Genomic DNA, 19,380 nt, shown 5'->3' on the forward strand with positions numbered 1-19,380 from the left:
TCGCGGTGAGATGCGCTTTCAGTCTCATTTGAGAGAAAACGTTATCCATAAGGATCGAAACGAGTCAGGCGCGGTGCTGGGCTGCTCCGGCGAGCGTTACAGCTGGGCCTCGATCGCTGCCTTGTCGATCACCGACCAGACCTGCCGGTTCAGGCAGTCGATAGACGCGCGGTAGCGGGTGGCGAGATCGGTGTCGGTCATGGCCATGCCTCCGTGTGTCGATGGGGGGAGGAGTGCCGCACTCGTCACCGCGGCCCTGTTTCGCCGGACAGAAACCCCACGAACTCCCGCGTGTACTTCGGCAGCGCGTCGAACGACCGCGCGCAGAGCGTCAGCTTCCGGTGGCTCCATGGATCGGACAGCTCGACGAGCCGCACGTCCATCGTCTGCATCGCGCGCTCGGCGGCATGGCGCGACACGATGCCGATGCCCACGCCGCTCGCGATCACGCGGCAGATCGCATCGAAGCTCTTCAGTTGCACGCGATAGCGGATCCGCTTGCCGAGCGCGCGTGCCTGGTCGGCGAGATGCACCTGCAGCGCGCTGCCGTCGGTGAGGCCGATGAAATCGGCGTCGGCGATCGCGTCGAACGCGACCTGGTCGTGCGAGGCGAGCGGATGCGCGGCCGGCACGACGACGATCAGCCAGTCTTCGCGAAACGGTTTCTGTTCGAGCCCGCCGAGCCCGACCGAATCGGCGACGATGCCGACCTCGGCCGTCTTGTTGCGGATCGCATGGACGATCTCCTGGCTCGAGCGCTCCTCGACGCTGATCGACAGCTTCGGGTGATGCGGCAGGTAGTCGGCCAGCGCATCGGGCAGGTATTCGCTCAGCGACGCCGTGTTGCACAGCAGCCGGATATGTCCGCGCAGCCCCTGGCCGTATTGCTGCAGTTCGCCGCGCATAAGGTCGATCTGCTGCAGCACGGTGCGCGCGTGGTGTTCGAGCGCACGGCCTGCGTCGGTCGCCTGTGCGCCCGATTTGGTCCGGTGCAGCAGCGGCACGCCGAGTTCATCCTCCATGCCGCGGATGCGCTCGCTCGCGGCCTGCAGCGTGATGTGCGTCCGCTCGGCGCCGCTCGTGATCGTGCCGGCCTCGCAGATGTTCAGGAAGAGCCGCAGGTCGGTCAGGTCGAAGCGCATGATGGCGGGGAGCGAGAGCGTTGTGATGGCCGATAAGTTAGCAGGGAACGGCAGCCTCGGTCTCAGGCTACGCCTGAGACCCGATTCGCCGGTTCCGCATTTTCGGGGCGAGATCGATGGCCGATCATGACCGCACATCAACCGGGGGCCTGTCATGCAGATCGATTCGTCGTGGGGCGTGTCGTTCAAGATCGCACTGCACGTGCTGTTCCTGTGCATCGGCATCGCGTGGGCCGGCTCCGAACTCGTCGCATGGTTGCGTTGAGCGCGGCGGCAGGCACGCGCTAACTCTGTCGCCGGTCGCCTTTTTCCACCGATCCAACCTATTGGAAAAAATTCGTCATAGTTTCAAAGACGAAAATTCTTCCGCTTCCTCCTAAAAAGACCATCAAGTTTTTCCGAATCGGACCGTATTACCGGTAGCGAATGCCGGCCGACGCCCGGTTCGTGATCGTTTGTCATCATTGTTTGCATCCGGTTACACGTCGGCCGTTCCGTTTTTGAGATGCTTGAAAGATTGTCAAACCGGAGTCGGATCGTCCATGGAAACGCGCGAGATTCACCGCCACGCGGGGTGGCTGTCGGGCCTGGCCGCCGTGCTCGTCATGGCCGGTTGTGCAGGTACGCAGTCCGTTCCGCCGAGCGACACGCTGGCGGGATCGTCGCCGTCGAGCCAGCCTGCAGCTGCGCCGTCGGCCGCCACGCCGCCGCCGGCGCCGATTCTCGTCGCGCAGAAGTACGTCGTGAAGCGCGGCGATACGCTGACGGGTATCGCGTCGGCGAACAACTGCAGCATTGCGGACCTGCGCACCTGGAACAAGCTGGGCACGGGCAGGCTGCGCATGGGGCAGGTGCTGCGCATCGTCAGGCAACAGCCGCTGCCGTCGTCGGGCGCGGCCGGCGCACAGGCTGCCGCAAGCGATGGCGCGGCGGCTAACCAGGCGACCGCGCAGGCCAACGCGTCGACGGCGAGCGACCGTCAGGTCGTCAAGGACACGAAGCGCCATTCGAGTGCGGTCGCGCTCACGTGGCCCGCAAGCGGCAAGATCGTCGACGGGTTCCGGCCGGGGCAGAACCGCGGCATCCAGATCGCCGGCCGGCCGGGCGATCCGGTCCGCGCCGCGGCCGCCGGCCGCGTGATGTACGCGGGCACCGGCCTGAACGATTACGGCAGCCTGATCATCGTCCAGCACAACGCGGATTTCCTGACCGCCTATGCGCATAACCGCAAGCTGCTCGTGAAGACCGGCGACATCGTGCGCCAGGGCGACGAGATCGCCGAGATGGGCGACCTCGACAATTCGCGCGTCGCGTTGCTGTTCGAGGTGCGGCGCGACGGCAAGCCGGTGAATCCGATGCCTTACCTGCCGTCGTCGCAAGGCTGAAGCGGGGCGTTTCAACTGGAACGCGGCGGCGGTCGCTGCTACGCTAGGGTCTTCATGCGAGTCCCGCGCTTCTCGCGGGGCCGACGGGCGTCTTTCGGGGATGCGCGGCGAATGCCGTCGCGGGCCGGCCGTCGGCGTGAACGGGCGCGCTTCACCGATGCGCGCCCGCGTTGCTTCGTGCCACCGATTCCGACAGAACCCTACTCATTCCATGGAACACTCACCGACACGCCGCTCGCTGTTGCTTGCCGCCGTTGCCGCACCGTTCGTCGCCGCGTGCACGTCCGCGCCGGTTGCCGACCAGGGGCGCGCTCACACCGCGCAAGCCGAACTCGCCGCGCTCGAAAAAGCATCGAATGGCCGGCTCGGTGTCGCCGCGCTCGATACGTCGAACGGCGTGCGCATCGCCCACCATGCGCGCGAGCGCTTCCCGATGTGCGGCACGTATGCGGTCGTTGCCGCCGCCGCGATGCTCGCGCGCGGCTCGCTCGACGCGTCGCTGTTGCCGCGCCGCATCCTGTACCGCCGCTATGAAGTCGTGTCGGGCTCGCCGATCACGGAAAGCCACGTCGACACCGGCATGACGATCGAGCAGCTTTGTGTGGCGATGCTGCAGTCGGGCGACAAGGGGGCGGGCAACCTGCTGATGGGCGTGCTCGGCGGCCCGCAGGCCGTCACGTCGTTCGCACGCGAGAGCGGCGACACGGCGTTCCGCCTCGATCGCTGGGAACCCGAACTGAACCAGGCCGCGCCCGGCGACGAACGCGATACGTCGACGCCGGTCGCGATGGTCGACATGCTGCAGCGGCTGCTGCTCGGCGACACGCTGCACGAACCGCAGCGCACGCAGCTGACGGAATGGATGACCGGCGGCGCGCGCGGCGCGACCGGCATCGCGGCGGGCGTGCCGCCCGGCTGGCGCGTCGCGGACAAGGCCGGCACGGGTGGTTACGGCACGGCGACCGACGTCGCGGTGCTGTGGCCGCCGTCGCGCGCGCCGCTCGTGATGGCCGTGTCGTTCACGCAGCCGCAGGCCGACGCGGCGGCCCGCGCGGACGTCGTCGCATCGGCGGCGCGCATCGCGGCGGGTGCGCTCGTCGCGACGGCCTGAGCGATCCGCGTTTCGCGTCTCGCGCAAAGCCGGCGTTTGGCTTATCGTGTCGGTCAGCGCGCGCCGGTGTCGGCGCGCCGTTCTTCCGTTTCTCGTGCCTCGTCATGCGCCGACTTCCGCCTCTGCACGCGCTGCAGATCTTCTCGACGGTGGCTCGCCACCGCAGCTTCACGCGCGCGGCCGAGCAGCTGTGCATCACGCAGGGCGCGGTGAGCCGGCAAATCCAGACGCTCGAGGCGCACTACGGCTTTCCGCTGTTCAAGCGGCATGCGAAGGGCCTCACGCTGACGGCGGAGGGTGAGCAGTTGCTGCCGGTCGTCAACGACAGCTTCGCGCGGATCGAGGACATCTCGATGAAGCTCACGCGGCAGCGCACCGATCTCGCGCTGAAGGTGCCGACCTGCGTGATGCGCTGGATGCTGCCGCGCATCATGCGCTTCCAGGGCGAGCATCCCGATCTCCATGTGCAGATCACGACCGCGTGGCAGCACGTCGTCGATTTCTCGACCGAGCCGTTCGACGCGGCGGTCGTCTACGGCACATCACCGGGCCCGGGCGTATTCGCGCTGCCGCTGTTCGACGAGCGGCTGACGCCCGTGTGTGCGCCCGAACTGCGGCAGTCGTCGCCGCTCGATGCGGTCGGCGATCTCGCGCGCCATACGCTGCTGCATCCGACGCGCGACCATCGCGACTGGCGTGCCTGGCTCGATCATGCGGGCGAGCGCGGCGTCGATCCCGCGCGCGGGCCGACGTTCGACACGCTCGATCTTGCGACGAACGCGGCGATGCAGGGCTTCGGCATCGCGATCGGCGACGTGACGCTCGTTGATGACGACGTCAGCGCGCACCGGCTCGAACGGCCGTTCGACCTCGTGCTCGAAACCGGCGCGCGCTACTTCTTCGTGTATCCCGAGACCATCGGCAGCCAGCAGAAGATCCGCGCGTTCAGCGAGTGGATCGCGCGCCATCGCGACTGACGCGCGAGGCCGCGAACAGGCTCCCGGCAGCGGGCTTTACTGGTATGTCACGACGGCGATCATCGGCGCGAGATTGTTGCCCGGACGGTTCGGTAAAACGATTGCGCACGAAGCCTGAGTAAAGGTCGTGGTCTTGACGGCCTGCTGGCTCGCCGCGTCGACGAACGCGATCTGGCCGGTCGCCGGCCGCGGGCAGTCGGGGCGCGCGCGCGCTTGCGCGGCGTCGGCCGTATCGAGCGCGAACGAGCAGGGTGGCTCGACGATCATGCCGGAAAAGTGAATGATGCCGGACGCGCCGGCGGCAAAGGACGAGGACGTGGCCAGAAGCGAGGCAGCCAACGCGAACGAGGCGGCGAACAGACGATGCTTCATGACAGGCTCCAGAAAGGAAGCGCGTCGCAGCGGGGCCGCTCGAATGGCAGTCCGTCAACGCTGCGGTGCTATATGCGTAAACGGCAAAACCATCGGACCTCTTGAATGAAAAAATGGAAATAATGGAAATAAGCAAATGACGCAGGATTGCTTCAACCAATGTAGGTCGAATCTGCGTAATCGCAAGTGAGGGAAATGCCGGGTGGCATAAGATCGCATGACGAACCATGACCGTTGCGCAGGCAACGGCCTTGCGTCGCCCGGAAAGCAAAACGGCCGCTCATGTCGAGCGGCCGTTTTGCGTTGACGCGGATGATGCGGCGATCAGGCCATGCGCTTGCGCACCGCGCCGACGACGATCAGCAGCACGATCGCGCCGATGATCGACGCGATCCAGCCGGCACCCTGGCCCGGCGCATACCAGCCGGCGGCGCGGCCGACGTAGCCGGCGACCAGCGAGCCGACGATGCCGAGCACGGTGGTCATCAGGATGCCCATCTTGTCGTCGCCCGGCTTGAGCGCGCGGGCGAGGAGGCCGACGATGAGCCCGACGACCAGGGTTTCGATGAATTGCAGCATGAACGCCTCCCTATTGCGGTTGAGCTGTTGACGAAAGGAAGTTGACCCGTGCGGCGCACCAGGGTTCCATGCGGTGGCAAGCCGACGCATCGCGTGCCGAGTATCGCACGCCGGCACGTCGTGCAGATGTCAGGCGGTGGGTGCGTCCGTCACCGGGTCGAGACGACGGTAGCCTTCGGTTGCCTGCAGCAGCGTGCGCGTGTAGTCGCGCGCGACCTGCCCGGCACGCACGTCCTCGATTCGCAGCTGCTCGACGATCTCGCCATGCTGCATCACCGCGACGCGCTGACACAGGAAGCCGATCACCGCGAGGTTGTGGCTGACGAGGATCATCGTCAGGTTACGCTCGCGATGCAGGCGGCGCAGCAGGTTCAGGATCTCGGCCTGCACCGATACGTCGAGCGCCGATGTCGGCTCGTCGAGCAGCAGCACGCGCGGCTCGACGATCAGTGCGCGCGCGATCGCGACGCGCTGCCGCTGGCCGCCCGACAACTGGTGCGGATAGCGGAAGCGGAACGTGGGGCCGAGCCCGACTTCGGACAGCGCGCGGGCGATCCGCGCATCGGCGTCGTCGATGCCATGGATCGACAGCGGCTCGCGCAGCGTCTGGTCGACCGTGAAGCGTGGGTGCAGCGACGCGTACGGATCCTGGAACACCATCTGCACGTGGCGGCGAAAGGCGCGATCGAGCGTGCCGTCGACCGGCCGGCCGTCGATCGACAGGCTGCCGGCCGCGAGCGGCACGAGGCCCGTCAGCGCGCGCAGCAACGTCGACTTGCCGGAACCCGATTCGCCGACGAGCCCGAATACCTCGCCGTCGCGCACCGCGAAGCTCGCGTCGCGCACCGCGTCGACGTGACCCGTGCGGGTGGGGAAACGGATCGATACGTGATCGACGTCGATCATCGTGCAGCCTCCTGGCGATCGGCGGGCGGAATGGTTTGCGGCGCCGGATCGAGCCACGCCGGATCGCGCCGCAGCACGGGCAGTTCGTCGGGCGGATTCGCGAGCGGCGGGTTCGCCGCGAGCAGCCCGCGCGTATAGGGATGAGAGGCGTCGCGCAGGTCGCGCGCGGCGCAGGTTTCGACCACGCGGCCCGCGTACATCACCGCGACGCGATCGCAGAACGACATCACGAGCGGCAGGTCGTGGCTGATGAACATCAGGCCCGTGCCGTGCCGCGCGATCATCGCGTCGAGTACCGCGAGCACCTGCATCGACACCGCGACGTCGAGCGCGGACGTCGGCTCGTCGGCGATCAGCAGGCGCGGCCCGGTCGACACCATCATCGCGATCATCACGCGCTGGCCCATGCCGCCCGACAGCTCGTGCGGATACGCATCGGCGACGCGCGCCGGGTCGCGGATCTGCACGGCCGCGAGCGCGTCGACGATCCGTTCGCGCAGTGCGCGGCCGCGCAGCCCGGGCTCGTGCAGCCGGAACGCTTCGCCCATCTGCTTCGCGACCGTCATCACCGGGTTCAGCGAATATTTCGGGTCCTGCAGGATCATGCCCATCTGGCTGCCGCACAGCCGCCGGCGTTCGCGCGGATTCATCGCGAGCAGGTCGTGGCCCGCGAAGCGCATCGTGCGCGCCGACCAGCGCGCGGCGTCGGGCAGCAGGCCGAGCAGCGCGCGGCCCGTCAGCGACTTGCCGGAGCCTGATTCGCCGACGATGCCGAGCCGTTCGCCGGGCGCGAGCGTCAGCGACAGGTCGCGCACGGCATCGGAGACGACACCGTCGTGCCCGCGAAAGCCGATCTTCAGGCCGTCGATCTCGCAGAGCGGTGCGGGCGAGGTGGCGGAATTCATCGACATGTCAGGCTCCATGGCGGGGATCGAACACGTCGCGCAACCCGTCGCCGAGCAGGTTGAACGCGAGGCTCACGAGCAGGATCGCGATGCCGGGCAGCGTCGCGACCCACCATGCGTCGAGCAGCACGTTGCGGCCCGACGCGACCATGAAACCCCATTCGGGGCTCGGCGGTTGCGCGCCGAGGCCGAGGAAACCGAGGCCCGCGACGGTCAGGATGATGCCGGCCATGTCGAGCGTCGCGCGCACGATCACCGACGACATGCACAGGGGCACGATGTAGCGCAGCAGGATGCGCGGGCCCGACGCGCCCTGCAGCCGTGCGGCGTGGATGAAGTCGGCTTGCGCGATGCGGATCGTCTCGGCGCGTGCGAGCCGTGCATAAGCGGGCCACGCGGTGATCGAGATCGCGACGACCGCGTTGATCACGCCGGGCCCGAGCGCGGCTGCAAACGCGAGCGCCAGCACGATCTTCGGGAACGCGAGCGCGACGTCGGTGATGCGCATCAGCACGCTGTCGACGAAGCCGCCGCAATAACCGGCCGTGGTGCCGATCAGCAGGCCGATCGGCACCACGATCACGACGACGAGCAGCGCGATGCCGAGCGTGAGGCGCGAACCGGCGATCAGCCGCGAGAGGATGTCGCGGCCGAGCTGGTCGGTGCCGAGCCAGTGCGACAGCGAACCGGGCGGCAGCAGGCGGTCGGACAGCACCTGGCGCAGCGGATCGTGCGGCATGATCAGCGGGCCGATGATCGCGACGACGATCAGTGCGACGAGGATCGCGAGCCCGAACAGGTTGAGCGGATTCGTGGCGAAACGGCGCCAGCGTCGGTACGCGAGGCCGAGCGCGGCCTGCGAACGCGATGCGGGCGCATCGGACAGCAGCCACGCGCGCAGCGTGAGGCGCTCGGCATTCATGATCGGACGACCTTCCGGATAAGCGATGAAAGAAGCAGGGTGGCAGCGGTCATGTCGGCATGGCCCTCAGCGCGCACGCGGATCGAACACGCGGTACAGCGCGTCGGTCAGCAGGTTGACGGTGATGAACATCGCGCCGATCACGAGCGTCGCGCCGAGCACCGCGCTCATGTCGGCGTTCAGCAGTGCGCCCGTCAGGTACGAGCCGAGCCCCGGCCACGCGAACACGATCTCGGTCAGCACCGAGCCTTCGAGCAGGTTGCTGTACGTGAGCGCGATCACGGTGAGCAGCGGCACCGCGATGTTGCCGAACGCGTGCCGCCAGATCACGCGGCGCTCGGACAAGCCCTTCGCGCGCGCGGTGACGATGTATTCCTGGCTCAACTGGTCGAGCATGAACGAGCGCGTCATGCGGCTCAGGTACGCAACCGAGTAGTAGCCGAGGATCGCGGCCGGCAGCGCGATGTGCGACACCGCGTTGCGGAACACGTCCCACTCGCCGGCGAGCGCCGCGTCGATCAGCAGGCTGCCGGTGCGTGTGTCGACCATCCCGTCGTACACGGGGTCGAGCCGGCCGGGGCCGCCGACCCAGTGCAGCCGTGCGTAGAACAGCAGCAGCCCCATCAGCCCGAGCCAGAACACGGGCACCGAATTGCCGATCAGCCCGACGAAGCGTGCGATGTGGTCGATCGGGCGGTTGTGCTTCACGGCGGCCGCGACGCCGAGCGGCACGCCGATCGCGATGCCGATCAGCGTCGCGATCGTCGCCAGTTCGAGCGTGGCCGGGAACACGCGCTTGATGTCGTCGAGCACCGGGTTCGCCGTCAGCAGCGACACGCCGAGATTGCCGTGCAGCACGTCGCGCACATAGATCAGGAATTGCGTGACGAGCGGCTTGTCGAGCCCGAGCGCGATGCGCTCGGCCGCGTATGCCTCGGCCGACGCGCGATCGCCGAGGATCGCGAGTACCGGATCGATCGGCACCTTGCGGCCGATCACGAACGTCAGCGCGAGCAGCCCCGCGAACGTGACGGCGAGCGTGAGCACCCAGCGCAGCACGCGCAGCGCCCAGCGCACGGCCGGGCGCCGCGCGGGCAGCGTGCGTAGTGCTTCGAGAGAGGAGGCGGGAGTCGACATGCGGCGAATCTTATTGCTTCTTCAGGTTACGGTACGACACCAGATCGTTGATCGGCCCGACGTCGAGCCCGCTCACGCCGGGCCGCGTCGCGACCTGCGCGACTTTCTCGAACATGATCACGAACGGCGAACGCGCGAGCATGTCCTTCTGCATCGCCTGATACCGTTGCGCGCGTTTCGCGGCGGTCGGTTCGGCGAGCGCTGTGTCGGTTTCCTTCGTCAGTTGCGGGATGTCCCAGCTATTGCGCCAGGCCAGCATTTTATAGCTCGACTTGTCGGAGTTGTCCGGATTCCACGCAAAACCCTGCGCGTTGCTGTGCGGGTCGATGTAGTCGGCCGACCATTCGCCGATGTAGATGTCGTGCTGGCGCGCGCGGTATTTCGCGAGCGTCTGCTTGTTGTCGCCGGGGATCAACTGCACCTTGATGCCCGCCTGCGCGAAATTCGCCTGCACGGCCTGCGCGATCTCCGTGTACGGGTAGTCGTTGCGCACGTCCATCGTCACCGAAAAGCCGTTGGGTACACCGGCCTTCGCGAGCAGCGCCTTCGCCTTCGCGACGTCAAGCTTGTACGGATTCGCGTTCAGCGTGCCGAGGAAGCCTTCGGGCAGGAAGGTCTGGTGCACCTTGTAGGTCGTCTTCACGACGTTGCCCTGGATGCCCGCGTAGTCGACGAGCCACTTCAGCGCTTCCTGGACGTCGGGTTTCGCAAGCGTCGGGTTCTTCGTGTTCAGGCCGAGATACAGCAACGTCGCCTGCGGCGATGCCGACACCTTCGCCTTGCCGGATTTCACGACCGACGCGAGATCGTCGGGGCTCAGGTCGCGCGCCGCATCGACGTCGCCGTTTTCCAGCAACAGGCGCTGGCTCGCCGCTTCGGGCACGTGGCGCAGCACGATGCGCTTCATCGCGAGCGGCAGCCGGTAGCCGTCGAAGCGTTGCAGCACGATGCTGTCGCCGGCTGCCCACTTGACCAGCTTGTACGCACCGGAGCCGGCCTCGTTGGTCTTCAGCCACGCGTTGCCGAAGTCGTTGCCCTGCTGGTGCGACAGAAGCAGCTTCTTGTCGAGCACCGATGCAGGCCACGAGCCGAGCACGTTCAGCACGAAGGTCGGCGCGTATTTCTGGTCGGTGGTGATCGACACCGTCTGGTCGTCGAGCTTCTTCACGTTGGCCGCGACGTTCGCCTTCGTGAGGCCGATGCCGGTCAGCACGGCGGCCGGTCCCTTGTCGAGCAGCACCACGCGCTGGATCGACCATGCGACGTCGTCGGCCGTCAGCGGGTTGCCCGAATGGAACTTGAGGCCGGGGCGCAGCTTGAACGTATAAGTCAGCCCGTCGCTGCTCACCGTCCACGACTGCGCGACATCGCCGTTGAATTTCGACGGATCGCGTAGGTCGACGCGCACGAGCCGGTCGTACGTGTTCGCGACGTATTCCTCCGGCACCAGCTCGTAGATCTCGCCCGGGTCGAGCGTCGTGAATTCGTCGAGCAGCGTCGCCATCACGAACATGTCCTTCGGCGTTTCCGCGTGCGCGGCGGAAAGCGGGACGGCGGCGAGAACGGATGCGGCGGCCAGCGCCGCGACGAGCCGGGATGTCAGGGGTTTCATCTGCGCTCCATGTGTCGTTGAAGTCGTCGAACGTGAACGGTGAGGGGAATGCGTATGGCCATCACATCAGGCGCCACGGGCCGCTTGCCGCGTTGTCGATCTGCGGCAACGCGTGCGAGCCGGGCAGTTCGTAGTGCCACCACTCGTCGTCGTCGTGCGCGAAGCCGGCCGCGTGCATCACGCCGAGCAGCAGCAGGCGGTTGCGCTGCACGGCTTCGGGCAGCCCCGCGTGGAAGTGGCCCGACGCGGCGACCATCTCGTCGAAGCCGGTACCCATGTCGAGCGGTTCGCCATTCGCGCGGACGAGCGTCAGGTCGAGCGCGGTGCCGCGGCTGTGATTCGAGCCGCGGCCGGGATCGGCGATGAAGTTCGGGTCGGGCAGGAAATCCCACAGCACCTGCTGCGCCTGCGGCGGCCGGTATGCGTCGTAGATGCGCAGCGTGAAGCCGGCCTGCGCGGCGACGCTCACCGCGCGGCGCAGTGCGGCTTCGGCCGGCTCCAGCAGCAGGCAGTGCGCGCGACGGTAGATCGGTTTGCCGGTCAGGTTGCGGTCGGTCGCGTAGACGAGGTCGAGCTCGACGCGATGCGTGGCGGGCGTGATTTCGACGAGGCAGTGGTCGTTCATCGGCGGTTCGGGTTCATTCAGGCTCGCTCAGGATTCGAATTGGTCGAACGTGTGCTGCAGTTCGCGGTTGCGCGCGACGCGCCGGTCGATCGCGGGGCCGAGGCGGTCGACGACGGCTGTGATCAGCAGGTTGAACAGGCAGGTGAGCGGCGCGAGCGAATCCCAGAACTGGCCGACGTCGGTCTTCACCTGCAGCAGGTCGGCCGGCCATTCGCGTGCCCACGGGCACGACAGATCGGTGACCAGCGCGAACGGCTGCCCGCGCTCGGCGGCCGCCTGGCAATAGCGGCGCGCGCTGCGCGAATACGCGCGTGTGTCGGTGACGATGCAGTACGGCCGCTCGAATTCGGAGTTCAGCGAATCGACATACGAACCCGACTGGCCGTCGGAATAGAACACCCGCGGGCGCAGGTATTCGAGATAGCTGCTGAACGCGGTGCTGATCCCGCGCGTCGACTGGATGCCGAGGATGAACACGGCGTCGGCATGGGCGATGCGGTCGGCGACCTGCGCGAACACGGGGCCTTCGGCGAGCCGGTACACGTGGCGGATCGCATCGAGTTCGCGTTCGAGCGACGACGCGAGCGCGCCGTCGCTGCCGTTGCCGTCGGCCGGTAGCGTGCCGGCGACGCGGCGGTATTCGTCGAGGCGGTCGGTGATCATCCACGGGCGATCGCCGCCGCCGCGCAGCTCGCGTTTCAGGTCGTCGAGATTGCGATAACCGACGCTGCGCAGGAAACGCCCGACCGAGATGCCGCTGGTGCCGGCCTGCTGCGCGATCTGGTCGGCCGTCTCGAGCCCGAGCCGGTCGAGGTTCGCGAGCATGTAGCTCGCGATGCGCTTCGCGGTCGGCGTCAGCTCGGCATAGCGGGATTCGACGGTACGGGCGAACGCGCAGGTCATCGAATGTTAGATCGTTGTCGTCTGATGATTGAATGTCATCCATCTAACAAAGCCAAAATCATTCGCGCCAGCGGATAAAAACTATGGTGTGAGGATAGGTGATAGGGTCGAAAACGCGTTAGAGGGTGGGGTGGCGGCACATCAGGGTGCGCATTTATGTCTGTCAGGCATATTTTGCGTTTATGCCTGACAGGAATAATTTGCGTTTATGTCTGTCAGGAATATACTGCGTTTATTGCCTCCAGGAATCCGCGCCGTGAATTTCATCGTCAATACGCCCGCGCAACTGGGCGAAATCCTGTCTTCCGCGCGTCAGGCCAAGGGCTTGACGCAAGCCGAAGCGGCGGCGCGAATCGGCGTGGGCCAGTCGCGTCTGTCGTCGCTCGAAACCACGCGCACCGAAAGCCTGTCGCTCAGCCAACTGCTCGAACTGACCGCGCTGTACGGTCTCGAACTCAGCATCCGCACGAAGGACGGGCGCGACGCAGCCAACGTCGAGTGGTAAGCGATGGGACGCAAATCGCACACTCGCGCGTTGTCGATCTGGACGAATGGCCAGCGGGTCGGCACATGGTGGATTCCCGCGCGCGGCGACATGGAACTGCTGTACGCGCCCGAGTGGAAGCAGTCGGCCGTCGGCCGCCCGTTGTCGTTGTCGCTGCCGTTCGGCGTCGGCGACCCGCCGTTGCGCGGCGAACGCGTCAATCATTACTTCGATAACCTGCTGCCGGACAGCGGCGCCATTCGGCGCCGGCTGGCTACCCGGTTCGGCACGGCGACGATCGAGCCGTTCGATCTGCTCGCCGCGCTCGGCCGTGACTGCGTCGGGGCGGTGCAATTGCTCGCCGAAGACGACGCGCCAACCGGCCTGGATCGTATCGACGGTACGCCGCTGTCGGACGAGGACGTCGCACGCGTGCTCGATCAGGCGAGCGGTGTGGCAACGGGAGCCGAGGACGACGACGATTTCCGGTTGTCGCTGGCCGGTGCGCAGGAAAAGACCGCGCTGCTGTTTCACGACGGACGATGGATGCGCCCGCATGGCGCAACGCCGACGACGCATATTCTCAAGTTGCCGCTCGGACTGGTCGGCAACAAGCGGGCCGATCTCACGGCCTCTGTCGAGAACGAGTGGTTGTGTCTCGCGATCCTGCGAGCCTTCGGGCTGCCGGCGGCGAATGCGGAGATCGTGCGTTTCGGCGCGCACAAGGTCCTGTCGGTCGAGCGATTCGATCGTGCGTTGCATCGTGACGGCGGGTGGTTGTTGCGCCTGCCGCAGGAGGACTTCTGCCAGGCGCTCGGCGTGCCGCCTCACCTGAAGTACGAGTCGCAGGGCGGCCCCGGCGTGCCTGACCTGGCCGGCCTCCTGCGCCGGTCGGAAACGGCGCGGGAGGATCTCGACACATTGTTCGCCGCGCTGATCGTGTTCTGGATGCTCGCCGCACCGGACGGGCATGCGAAGAACTTCAGCCTGCGTCTGCTGCCGGCGGGCCGCTTCCGCCTCACACCGCTCTACGATGTGATGTCGATCTGGCCGGTCGAAGGCGATGGCGCGAACCAGTGGTCGTGGCACAAGGCGAAGCTCGCGATGGCCGTGCACGGCAAGCGCAAGCACTATGCGATGCGCGACATCACGCGGCGGCACTTCACCGCGATGGCCGAAACCTGTCTGCTCGGCGATATCGCGACGCCAATCGTCGAACGTCTGATCGACATGACGCCGCGCGTGATCGAGTCGGTCGGCGCCGCGCTGCCTCCCGGGTTTCCGGCGAGAGTCGCGGAGCGCATTCTGGGCGGATTGCGGTTCGCCGCGCAGCGGCTCGCCGACATGCCGCGGGAGTGAATCGCATTTTGCATCGGCTTGATTAGCTGACGTTCTACGCATCGGCATCCATCTGTTTCGATCTGGATGATCAGTTATCCAGATCAATTGTGCGAAATCGCGATCGTGCGTTGCGTACATCCATCTTCTCTTGCCGCCGCTCGGCATTTCGCTGCATCGCAATAATTACAAAATTAAAGCAGATCAGTTTAAATCATTAATTCAGGTTAATAATTCATTTAAGTTTTTATATTATTTGTATTTAACTTTCGTCACGGGATGTTCGATTTTCGATAATCCGAAAAACGGCAATTGTTCCGTAATGGAAATTCGCTCAATCGCAAGAATGAAGAGGAAATCATGACGAATCTTTCTCGACGCAAGATGCTGGCGGGTACGGCCGGCGCCATTGCCGCCGCGGGTATTGCCGTATCGGCCAAGGCCGCCTCGTTCGGCAATCCGGACAGCCCGCCGGAAGGCGCGGTGAATGCACGCAACCGCCAGAGCCTGACCGACCCGGGACCGAAAAACCCGGCAATCGCGAATCAGTTTCCGTCGTTTCAGGATCCGCCGGCCACCGATATCAACGGAATGCCGTTATTCTGGGCATCGTTCAATAATGCCCATAAGCGAATTCAGAATGGCGGATGGGCGCGCGAAGTCACGCAGGACGATTTTGCGATTTCAGAAACCATTTCCGGCGTGAATATGCGCCTGACGCGCGGCGGCATTCGCGAGATGCACTGGCACCAGCAGGCCGAGTGGGCCATCATGCTCGACGGCCGCTGCCGGATCACGGTGCTCGACGAACTGGGGCGGCCGTCGGTGCAGGACGTGAAAACCGGCGATCTCTGGTATTTCCCGCCCGGCCTGCCGCATTCGCTGCAGGGCCTCGGCACCGACGGCGCCGAATTCCTGCTCGCGTTCGATAACGGCCGTGCATCGGAATTCAACACGCTGCTGCTGACCGACTGGGTCGCGCATACGCCGCCCGACGTGCTCGCGCTCAACTTCGGCGTGCCGGCCGATGCATTCAAGAACGTTCCGCTCGACAACCTGTGGATCTTCCAGGGCGACGAACCCGGCCCGCTCGCGGAAGCGCAGCGCGCGTCGGCGTCGTCGGCCGGTGCGCCGCCGCATCCGTTCATTTTCTCGCTCGGCGACATGAAACCGGTCAGGAAGACCCGCGGCGGCGAAGTGCGGATCGCGGACAGCACCAACTTCAACGTGTCGACGACCGTCGCGGCGGCGCTCGTCACCGTGCATCCGGGCGGCATGCGCGAACTGCACTGGCACCCGAACGCGGACGAATGGCAGTACTACCTGCAGGGCGAGGCGCGGATGACCGTATTCGACACGGGGCCCAAGGCGCAGACGGCCGACTTCCGCGCGGGCGACGTCGGCTACGTGAAGAAGAGCCTCGGGCACTACGTGCAAAACACCGGCAAGACCGACCTGGTGTTCCTCGAGATCTTCAAGACCGACCGTTACGCCGAAGTGTCGCTGTCCGACTGGCTCGCGCACACGCCGCCGAAGCTCGTCGAGGCGCACCTGAACGTCGCGCCGGACGTGATCGCGCAGTTTCCGCGCAATCGTCCCGACGTCGTGCCGCTGTAACGCCACTGCTACTGCCACCACCGTGGCCGGCAGGCGGCAGGCCGGCCGCGGCGCCCGCTTCCGGGCAAGCCTTCCTTATCCGAACGGAACCAAACCATGATTCCCGTCACGAGCAAATCCGCCGGCGGCTTCGCGCTGCAGGGCCTGTCCCCCGAGCGCACCGACGGCGCGGCGCGCGCCGCGCTGGAAGGGCGCCGCACCGGTCTCGCCGCACTGCTGCCGTTCGTCGGCCCGGCCGTGATCGCGTCGATCGGCTATATGGATCCCGGCAACTTCGCGACCAACATCCAGGCCGGCGCCGCATACGGCTACCGGCTGCTGTGGGTCGTGCTGGCCGCGAACGCGATCGCGATGCTGTTCCAGGCGATGTCGGCGAAGCTCGGCATCGTGACCGGCCGCAATCTCGCGGAGCTGTGCCGCGACCATTTCCCCGCGCCGGTCGTGTGGAGCATGTGGGTCGCATCCGAGATCGCCGCGATGGCGACCGATCTCGCCGAATTTCTCGGCGGCGCGCTCGCGTTCGGCCTGTTGTGCCACCTGTCGCTGTTCGCGGGGATGATCGCGACGGCGCTCGCGACCTGCGCGATCCTCGCGCTCGAAAAACGCGGCTTCCGGCCGCTGGAAGCCGCGATCGCGGCGCTGGTCGGCGTGATCGGCGCGTGTTATCTCGGCGAGCTGCTGATCGCGCCGCAGGACTGGCATGCGGCCGCGTTCCATCTGGTCGTCCCGCAGATTCCGGATCACGCGGCGCTGACGATCGCGGTCGGGATCATTGGCGCGACGATCATGCCGCACACGCTGTATCTGCATTCGGGCCTGACGCAGGATCGCACCGCGCCGCGCGACGACACGGAGCGGCGGCGGCTCGTGCGTTTCTCGAACCGCGAGGTCGTCGTCGCGCTCGGGCTGGCCGGGTTCGTGAATCTCGCGATGGTGATGATGGCGTCGTCGGCGTTCCACCGCAGCGCACCGGGCATGACCGACATCGGCGACGCGTATCACACGCTGATCCCGGTGCTCGGGCCGGCGGCCGGCGCGCTGTTTCTCGTCGCGCTGCTGACGTCGGGCGTGTCGAGTTCGGTGGTCGGCACGATGGCCGGGCAGGTCGTGATGCGGGGTTTCATCCGCCGCCGCATGTCGGTATGGGCGCGGCGCGCGGTGACGATCGCGCCCGCGTTCGCGGTGGTGGCGCTCGGCTGCGACGTCACGCGCGCGATGGTCGCGAGCCAGGTCGTGCTGAGTTTCGTGCTGCCGATGCCGATGATCGCGCTGCTGATGCTGTCGGCGCGCACGGACGTGATGGGCGCTTACGCGATGCGGATGCCGCTGCGGATCGTCGCCGGCGCGGCGACGATCGCGATCGTCGGGCTGAATGCGTACCTGGTGTGGGCGGCGTTCAATTGAACGGCGGCGAACGGGCCGGCGCCTACTGCTGCATGTCCGGCGCTTCGCGCAGTCGCCAGATCGCATTGCACTGCTGGCCGCCGAGGCTCGTCGAACGCAGCGTGATGACGGCGCCTGCCACGACCTGATACCAGAAATGCGCCATCAGTTCAGTGCCCTTGCGCTGAGCCTGTCCGTCGACCAGCACTTCGGTCCGCAGCGGCGACGGCGAGCCGGATGGGTGCGTGGCGTACACGTTGAGCCGCGCGATGTCACGTGTCGCGGTGAACACGACCTCGTGGTTTCCGCTGCCGACGAGCATCGTGCCGCCCGGTTCGTCGATCGCCTGCAGATAGGCGCCCGAACTTCCCTCGATCGCCGCGGACACAACGGTCAGCCCGGCCGATCGCACGTAGTCCGTCGCCGCGATGCGCGCGGCGATCGCATCGGACGGCGACGGCGTGCCGTCCGACAGCGCGAACGGCGCGCCGTCGCGCAGCGCCGCGTCGACGTGGTTCGCGTAGTAGCGCCACCGGTCGAAGAAGCGGATATCGCCGGTCATGTGCAGCGCGCGGATCGGCTCGCCGCGATGGCGGAGCGTCGTGCTGCCGTCGCGTTCGTCGAACGATTCGTGAATGCCGTTCTTGCTGACGAAGTTCTGGACCGGATCGAGCAGCGCCGTTTCGCCTTGCGCGCTCCACAGATGCAGGAACGTCGTGTCGATCCCGAAGCATTCCTGGAAGTCGGTGCCGACGCGGGCGATGCAGTCGCGCAGGTGATCCGCATAACGCGCCCAGGCGTCGGCCGTTCCCGCGACGAGCCCGGCCTGCAACGCGCTGCCGTGGCGCGCCTTGACCTCGTCGACGACGAGCCGCCAATGATGGTCGCGCCGTTCGCCGATCAGCGGCGTCACGACGAACGTGCAGAACAGCGGGTCGGGGCACACGTGGATCCGGTCGTCGTCGATCTGCGAGAACAGGTCGAACTCGGGGGCGCAGAACCAGATGTCGGCGTCGTACAGCGCGAGCTTGCGGATCTGCGGGTTGCGCGCGCAATAGTCGGCGGCCTCGATGAAGCGCCCGACCGGCAACGCATACGCGCTCGACGCTTCGATCACATCGACGGACTGGCTCGCCAGGATGTGCCGCTTGCGTTCCGACAGCCCGTAGCCGATCACCGCGATGCGCCCGTCGTAGCCGGTGTGCCGCAGCGACAGCAGGAACGGCACGAGCATTTCGTACCATGCGCGGTTGTTGTCGTTGATCGCCACGCAGACCGCGTGTTCGCTCGGATGCATGTTCTCTCCCCGTTGCGCGCGCCCGGCTCAGTAGCCGACGTGGCGCTCGCAGACGACCGCGCCGCAACCGCGGCTGTCGTGATACGTAATACGAAACTGCTTGTTGTCCCACAGCCACTGGAACACGGCCTGGTAAACGCCGGCCGTGGTCATGTCGTGCAGCACGATCTTCTTGCGCGCCAGCGGGCCGAACCGGTTCAGTTCGGCGAGCGTCTGCTCGTACGTGTGCGTGGTGTCGATGAACAACAGGTCGGATGCCAGCGGCTCCATTGCGAGATCGTCGGCGATCCTGAATTCGAAGTCGATCGACAGGTCTTTCGCCGCCTGCTCCAGTTCGGGCCGGATGTGGAAGTACTCGTCGGAGATGTCGACCGATACGAGGCGCTTCGGTTGCGCAAGCATGAAGGCCGTCGTGGTCAGCCCGGTAAACACGCCGAGCTCGAGGATGCTGTCGCATCCGACGGCCGTCTCCGTATAGAAGTCGAAGCGGGAAGGGCTGTCGCCGAGCCAGCCGATCGGTTCGATCTTGTACTGCAGGAATTCCATCCGCAGTTGTTGTAGCGTGCGCATCCTGTTTTCCTTGGCGAAGCGAATTCGAGGGGTGCAGCGGTTGCCGGCGCGGCCGGCCTCCCGTGGCGTCGGTTATTGTAGATCGCCGCCGCCGCACGGCCTAGCGCAGGCGCGG

Annotated in this window: 19 protein-coding genes; 7 read left to right on the forward strand and 12 right to left on the reverse strand. The window is 66.5% G+C overall.

All coding sequences use genetic code 11. The features are described 5' to 3' along the window. Positions 1-245: 245 nt before the first annotated feature. The gene (locus tag ACTRWB_RS08020) at positions 246-1,142 is read right to left on the reverse strand and encodes a LysR substrate-binding domain-containing protein (protein WP_446901515.1); all 897 of its coding nucleotides are present in this window, start codon (positions 1,140-1,142) and stop codon (positions 246-248) included. Positions 1,143-1,684: 542 nt separating this feature from the next. Here ACTRWB_RS08020 and ACTRWB_RS08025 point away from each other — a divergent pair. The 3 genes from ACTRWB_RS08025 (at position 1,685) to ACTRWB_RS08035 (ending at position 4,615) form a co-directional block, all read left to right on the forward strand. After that, complete coding sequence (locus ACTRWB_RS08025; protein ID WP_446901516.1) at positions 1,685-2,527, forward strand: peptidoglycan DD-metalloendopeptidase family protein; 843 nt, start codon at positions 1,685-1,687, stop codon at positions 2,525-2,527. 211 nt (positions 2,528-2,738) lie between these two features. Further along, entirely contained in the window at positions 2,739-3,638 is a 900-nt protein-coding gene (gene bla / locus ACTRWB_RS08030; RefSeq protein WP_446901517.1) for a class A beta-lactamase, read from the forward strand. A 104-nt stretch (positions 3,639-3,742) separates the two neighbouring features. After that, complete coding sequence (locus ACTRWB_RS08035) at positions 3,743-4,615, forward strand: LysR substrate-binding domain-containing protein (RefSeq protein ID WP_446901518.1); 873 nt, start codon at positions 3,743-3,745, stop codon at positions 4,613-4,615. A 36-nt stretch (positions 4,616-4,651) separates the two neighbouring features. On the opposite strand, the gene ACTRWB_RS08040 is transcribed toward ACTRWB_RS08035, so the two are convergent. From ACTRWB_RS08040 to sapR, 9 genes are all read right to left on the reverse strand, one after another. Next, the gene (locus ACTRWB_RS08040; RefSeq protein WP_446901519.1) at positions 4,652-4,987 is read right to left on the reverse strand and encodes a type 1 fimbrial protein; all 336 of its coding nucleotides are present in this window, start codon (positions 4,985-4,987) and stop codon (positions 4,652-4,654) included. Between the two features lie 324 nt (positions 4,988-5,311). Further along, positions 5,312-5,566 carry a GlsB/YeaQ/YmgE family stress response membrane protein gene (locus ACTRWB_RS08045; protein ID WP_446901520.1) on the reverse strand — a complete coding sequence of 85 codons (255 nt, stop codon included), beginning with the start codon at positions 5,564-5,566 and terminating at the stop codon, positions 5,312-5,314. Between the two features lie 129 nt (positions 5,567-5,695). Further along, positions 5,696-6,472: an ABC transporter ATP-binding protein gene (locus tag ACTRWB_RS08050; protein ID WP_446901521.1), complete on the reverse strand. Its 777-nt coding sequence runs from the start codon at positions 6,470-6,472 to the stop codon at positions 5,696-5,698. Beyond that, a complete protein-coding gene (locus ACTRWB_RS08055) occupies positions 6,469-7,383 on the reverse strand; it encodes an ABC transporter ATP-binding protein (protein WP_446901522.1) in 915 nt (304 codons plus the stop codon). Before ACTRWB_RS08055 ends, ACTRWB_RS08050 begins: the two co-directional genes overlap by 4 nt. Before the next feature lies 1 nt (position 7,384). Next, a complete protein-coding gene (gene nikC / locus ACTRWB_RS08060) occupies positions 7,385-8,299 on the reverse strand; it encodes a nickel transporter permease (protein WP_446901523.1) in 915 nt (304 codons plus the stop codon). A gap of 66 nt (positions 8,300-8,365) precedes the next feature. Then, positions 8,366-9,436 (reverse strand): ABC transporter permease, encoded by a 1,071-nt coding sequence (locus ACTRWB_RS08065; protein WP_446901524.1) that lies wholly within the window; start codon positions 9,434-9,436, stop codon positions 8,366-8,368. Positions 9,437-9,446: 10 nt separating this feature from the next. Further along, the gene (locus ACTRWB_RS08070) at positions 9,447-11,048 is read right to left on the reverse strand and encodes an ABC transporter substrate-binding protein (protein WP_446901525.1); all 1,602 of its coding nucleotides are present in this window, start codon (positions 11,046-11,048) and stop codon (positions 9,447-9,449) included. Between the two features lie 61 nt (positions 11,049-11,109). Next, positions 11,110-11,673, reverse strand: a complete 564-nt coding sequence (ddpX, locus tag ACTRWB_RS08075; RefSeq protein ID WP_446901526.1) for a D-alanyl-D-alanine dipeptidase — start codon at positions 11,671-11,673, stop codon at positions 11,110-11,112. Positions 11,674-11,700: 27 nt separating this feature from the next. Continuing rightward, complete coding sequence (gene sapR, locus ACTRWB_RS08080) at positions 11,701-12,576, reverse strand: sap1 transcriptional regulator SapR (RefSeq protein WP_446901527.1); 876 nt, start codon at positions 12,574-12,576, stop codon at positions 11,701-11,703. A gap of 256 nt (positions 12,577-12,832) precedes the next feature. Here sapR and ACTRWB_RS08085 point away from each other — a divergent pair, with 256 nt between their 5' ends. The 4 genes from ACTRWB_RS08085 (at position 12,833) to ACTRWB_RS08100 (ending at position 17,419) form a co-directional block, all read left to right on the forward strand. Further along, on the forward strand, positions 12,833-13,081 hold the full coding sequence (locus tag ACTRWB_RS08085) for a helix-turn-helix domain-containing protein (RefSeq protein ID WP_129515143.1): 249 nt from the start codon (positions 12,833-12,835) through the stop codon (positions 13,079-13,081). Positions 13,082-13,084: 3 nt separating this feature from the next. After that, complete coding sequence (locus ACTRWB_RS08090) at positions 13,085-14,419, forward strand: type II toxin-antitoxin system HipA family toxin (RefSeq protein ID WP_446901528.1); 1,335 nt, start codon at positions 13,085-13,087, stop codon at positions 14,417-14,419. A 339-nt stretch (positions 14,420-14,758) separates the two neighbouring features. Beyond that, entirely contained in the window at positions 14,759-16,015 is a 1,257-nt protein-coding gene (locus ACTRWB_RS08095; RefSeq protein WP_129515141.1) for an oxalate decarboxylase family bicupin, read from the forward strand. A gap of 96 nt (positions 16,016-16,111) precedes the next feature. Then, positions 16,112-17,419, forward strand: coding sequence for an Nramp family divalent metal transporter (locus tag ACTRWB_RS08100; RefSeq protein WP_446901529.1), 1,308 nt, complete (start codon positions 16,112-16,114; stop codon positions 17,417-17,419). A gap of 22 nt (positions 17,420-17,441) precedes the next feature. On the opposite strand, the gene ACTRWB_RS08105 is transcribed toward ACTRWB_RS08100, so the two are convergent. Together ACTRWB_RS08105 and ACTRWB_RS08110 are read right to left on the reverse strand one after the other, a co-directional pair. Further along, complete coding sequence (locus ACTRWB_RS08105) at positions 17,442-18,695, reverse strand: hypothetical protein (protein ID WP_446901530.1); 1,254 nt, start codon at positions 18,693-18,695, stop codon at positions 17,442-17,444. Positions 18,696-18,722: 27 nt separating this feature from the next. Continuing rightward, positions 18,723-19,265 carry a class I SAM-dependent methyltransferase gene (locus ACTRWB_RS08110; RefSeq protein WP_129515138.1) on the reverse strand — a complete coding sequence of 181 codons (543 nt, stop codon included), beginning with the start codon at positions 19,263-19,265 and terminating at the stop codon, positions 18,723-18,725. Positions 19,266-19,380: the final 115 nt, after the last annotated feature.

This window comes from Burkholderia sp. YIM B11467 (assembly GCF_052952715.1).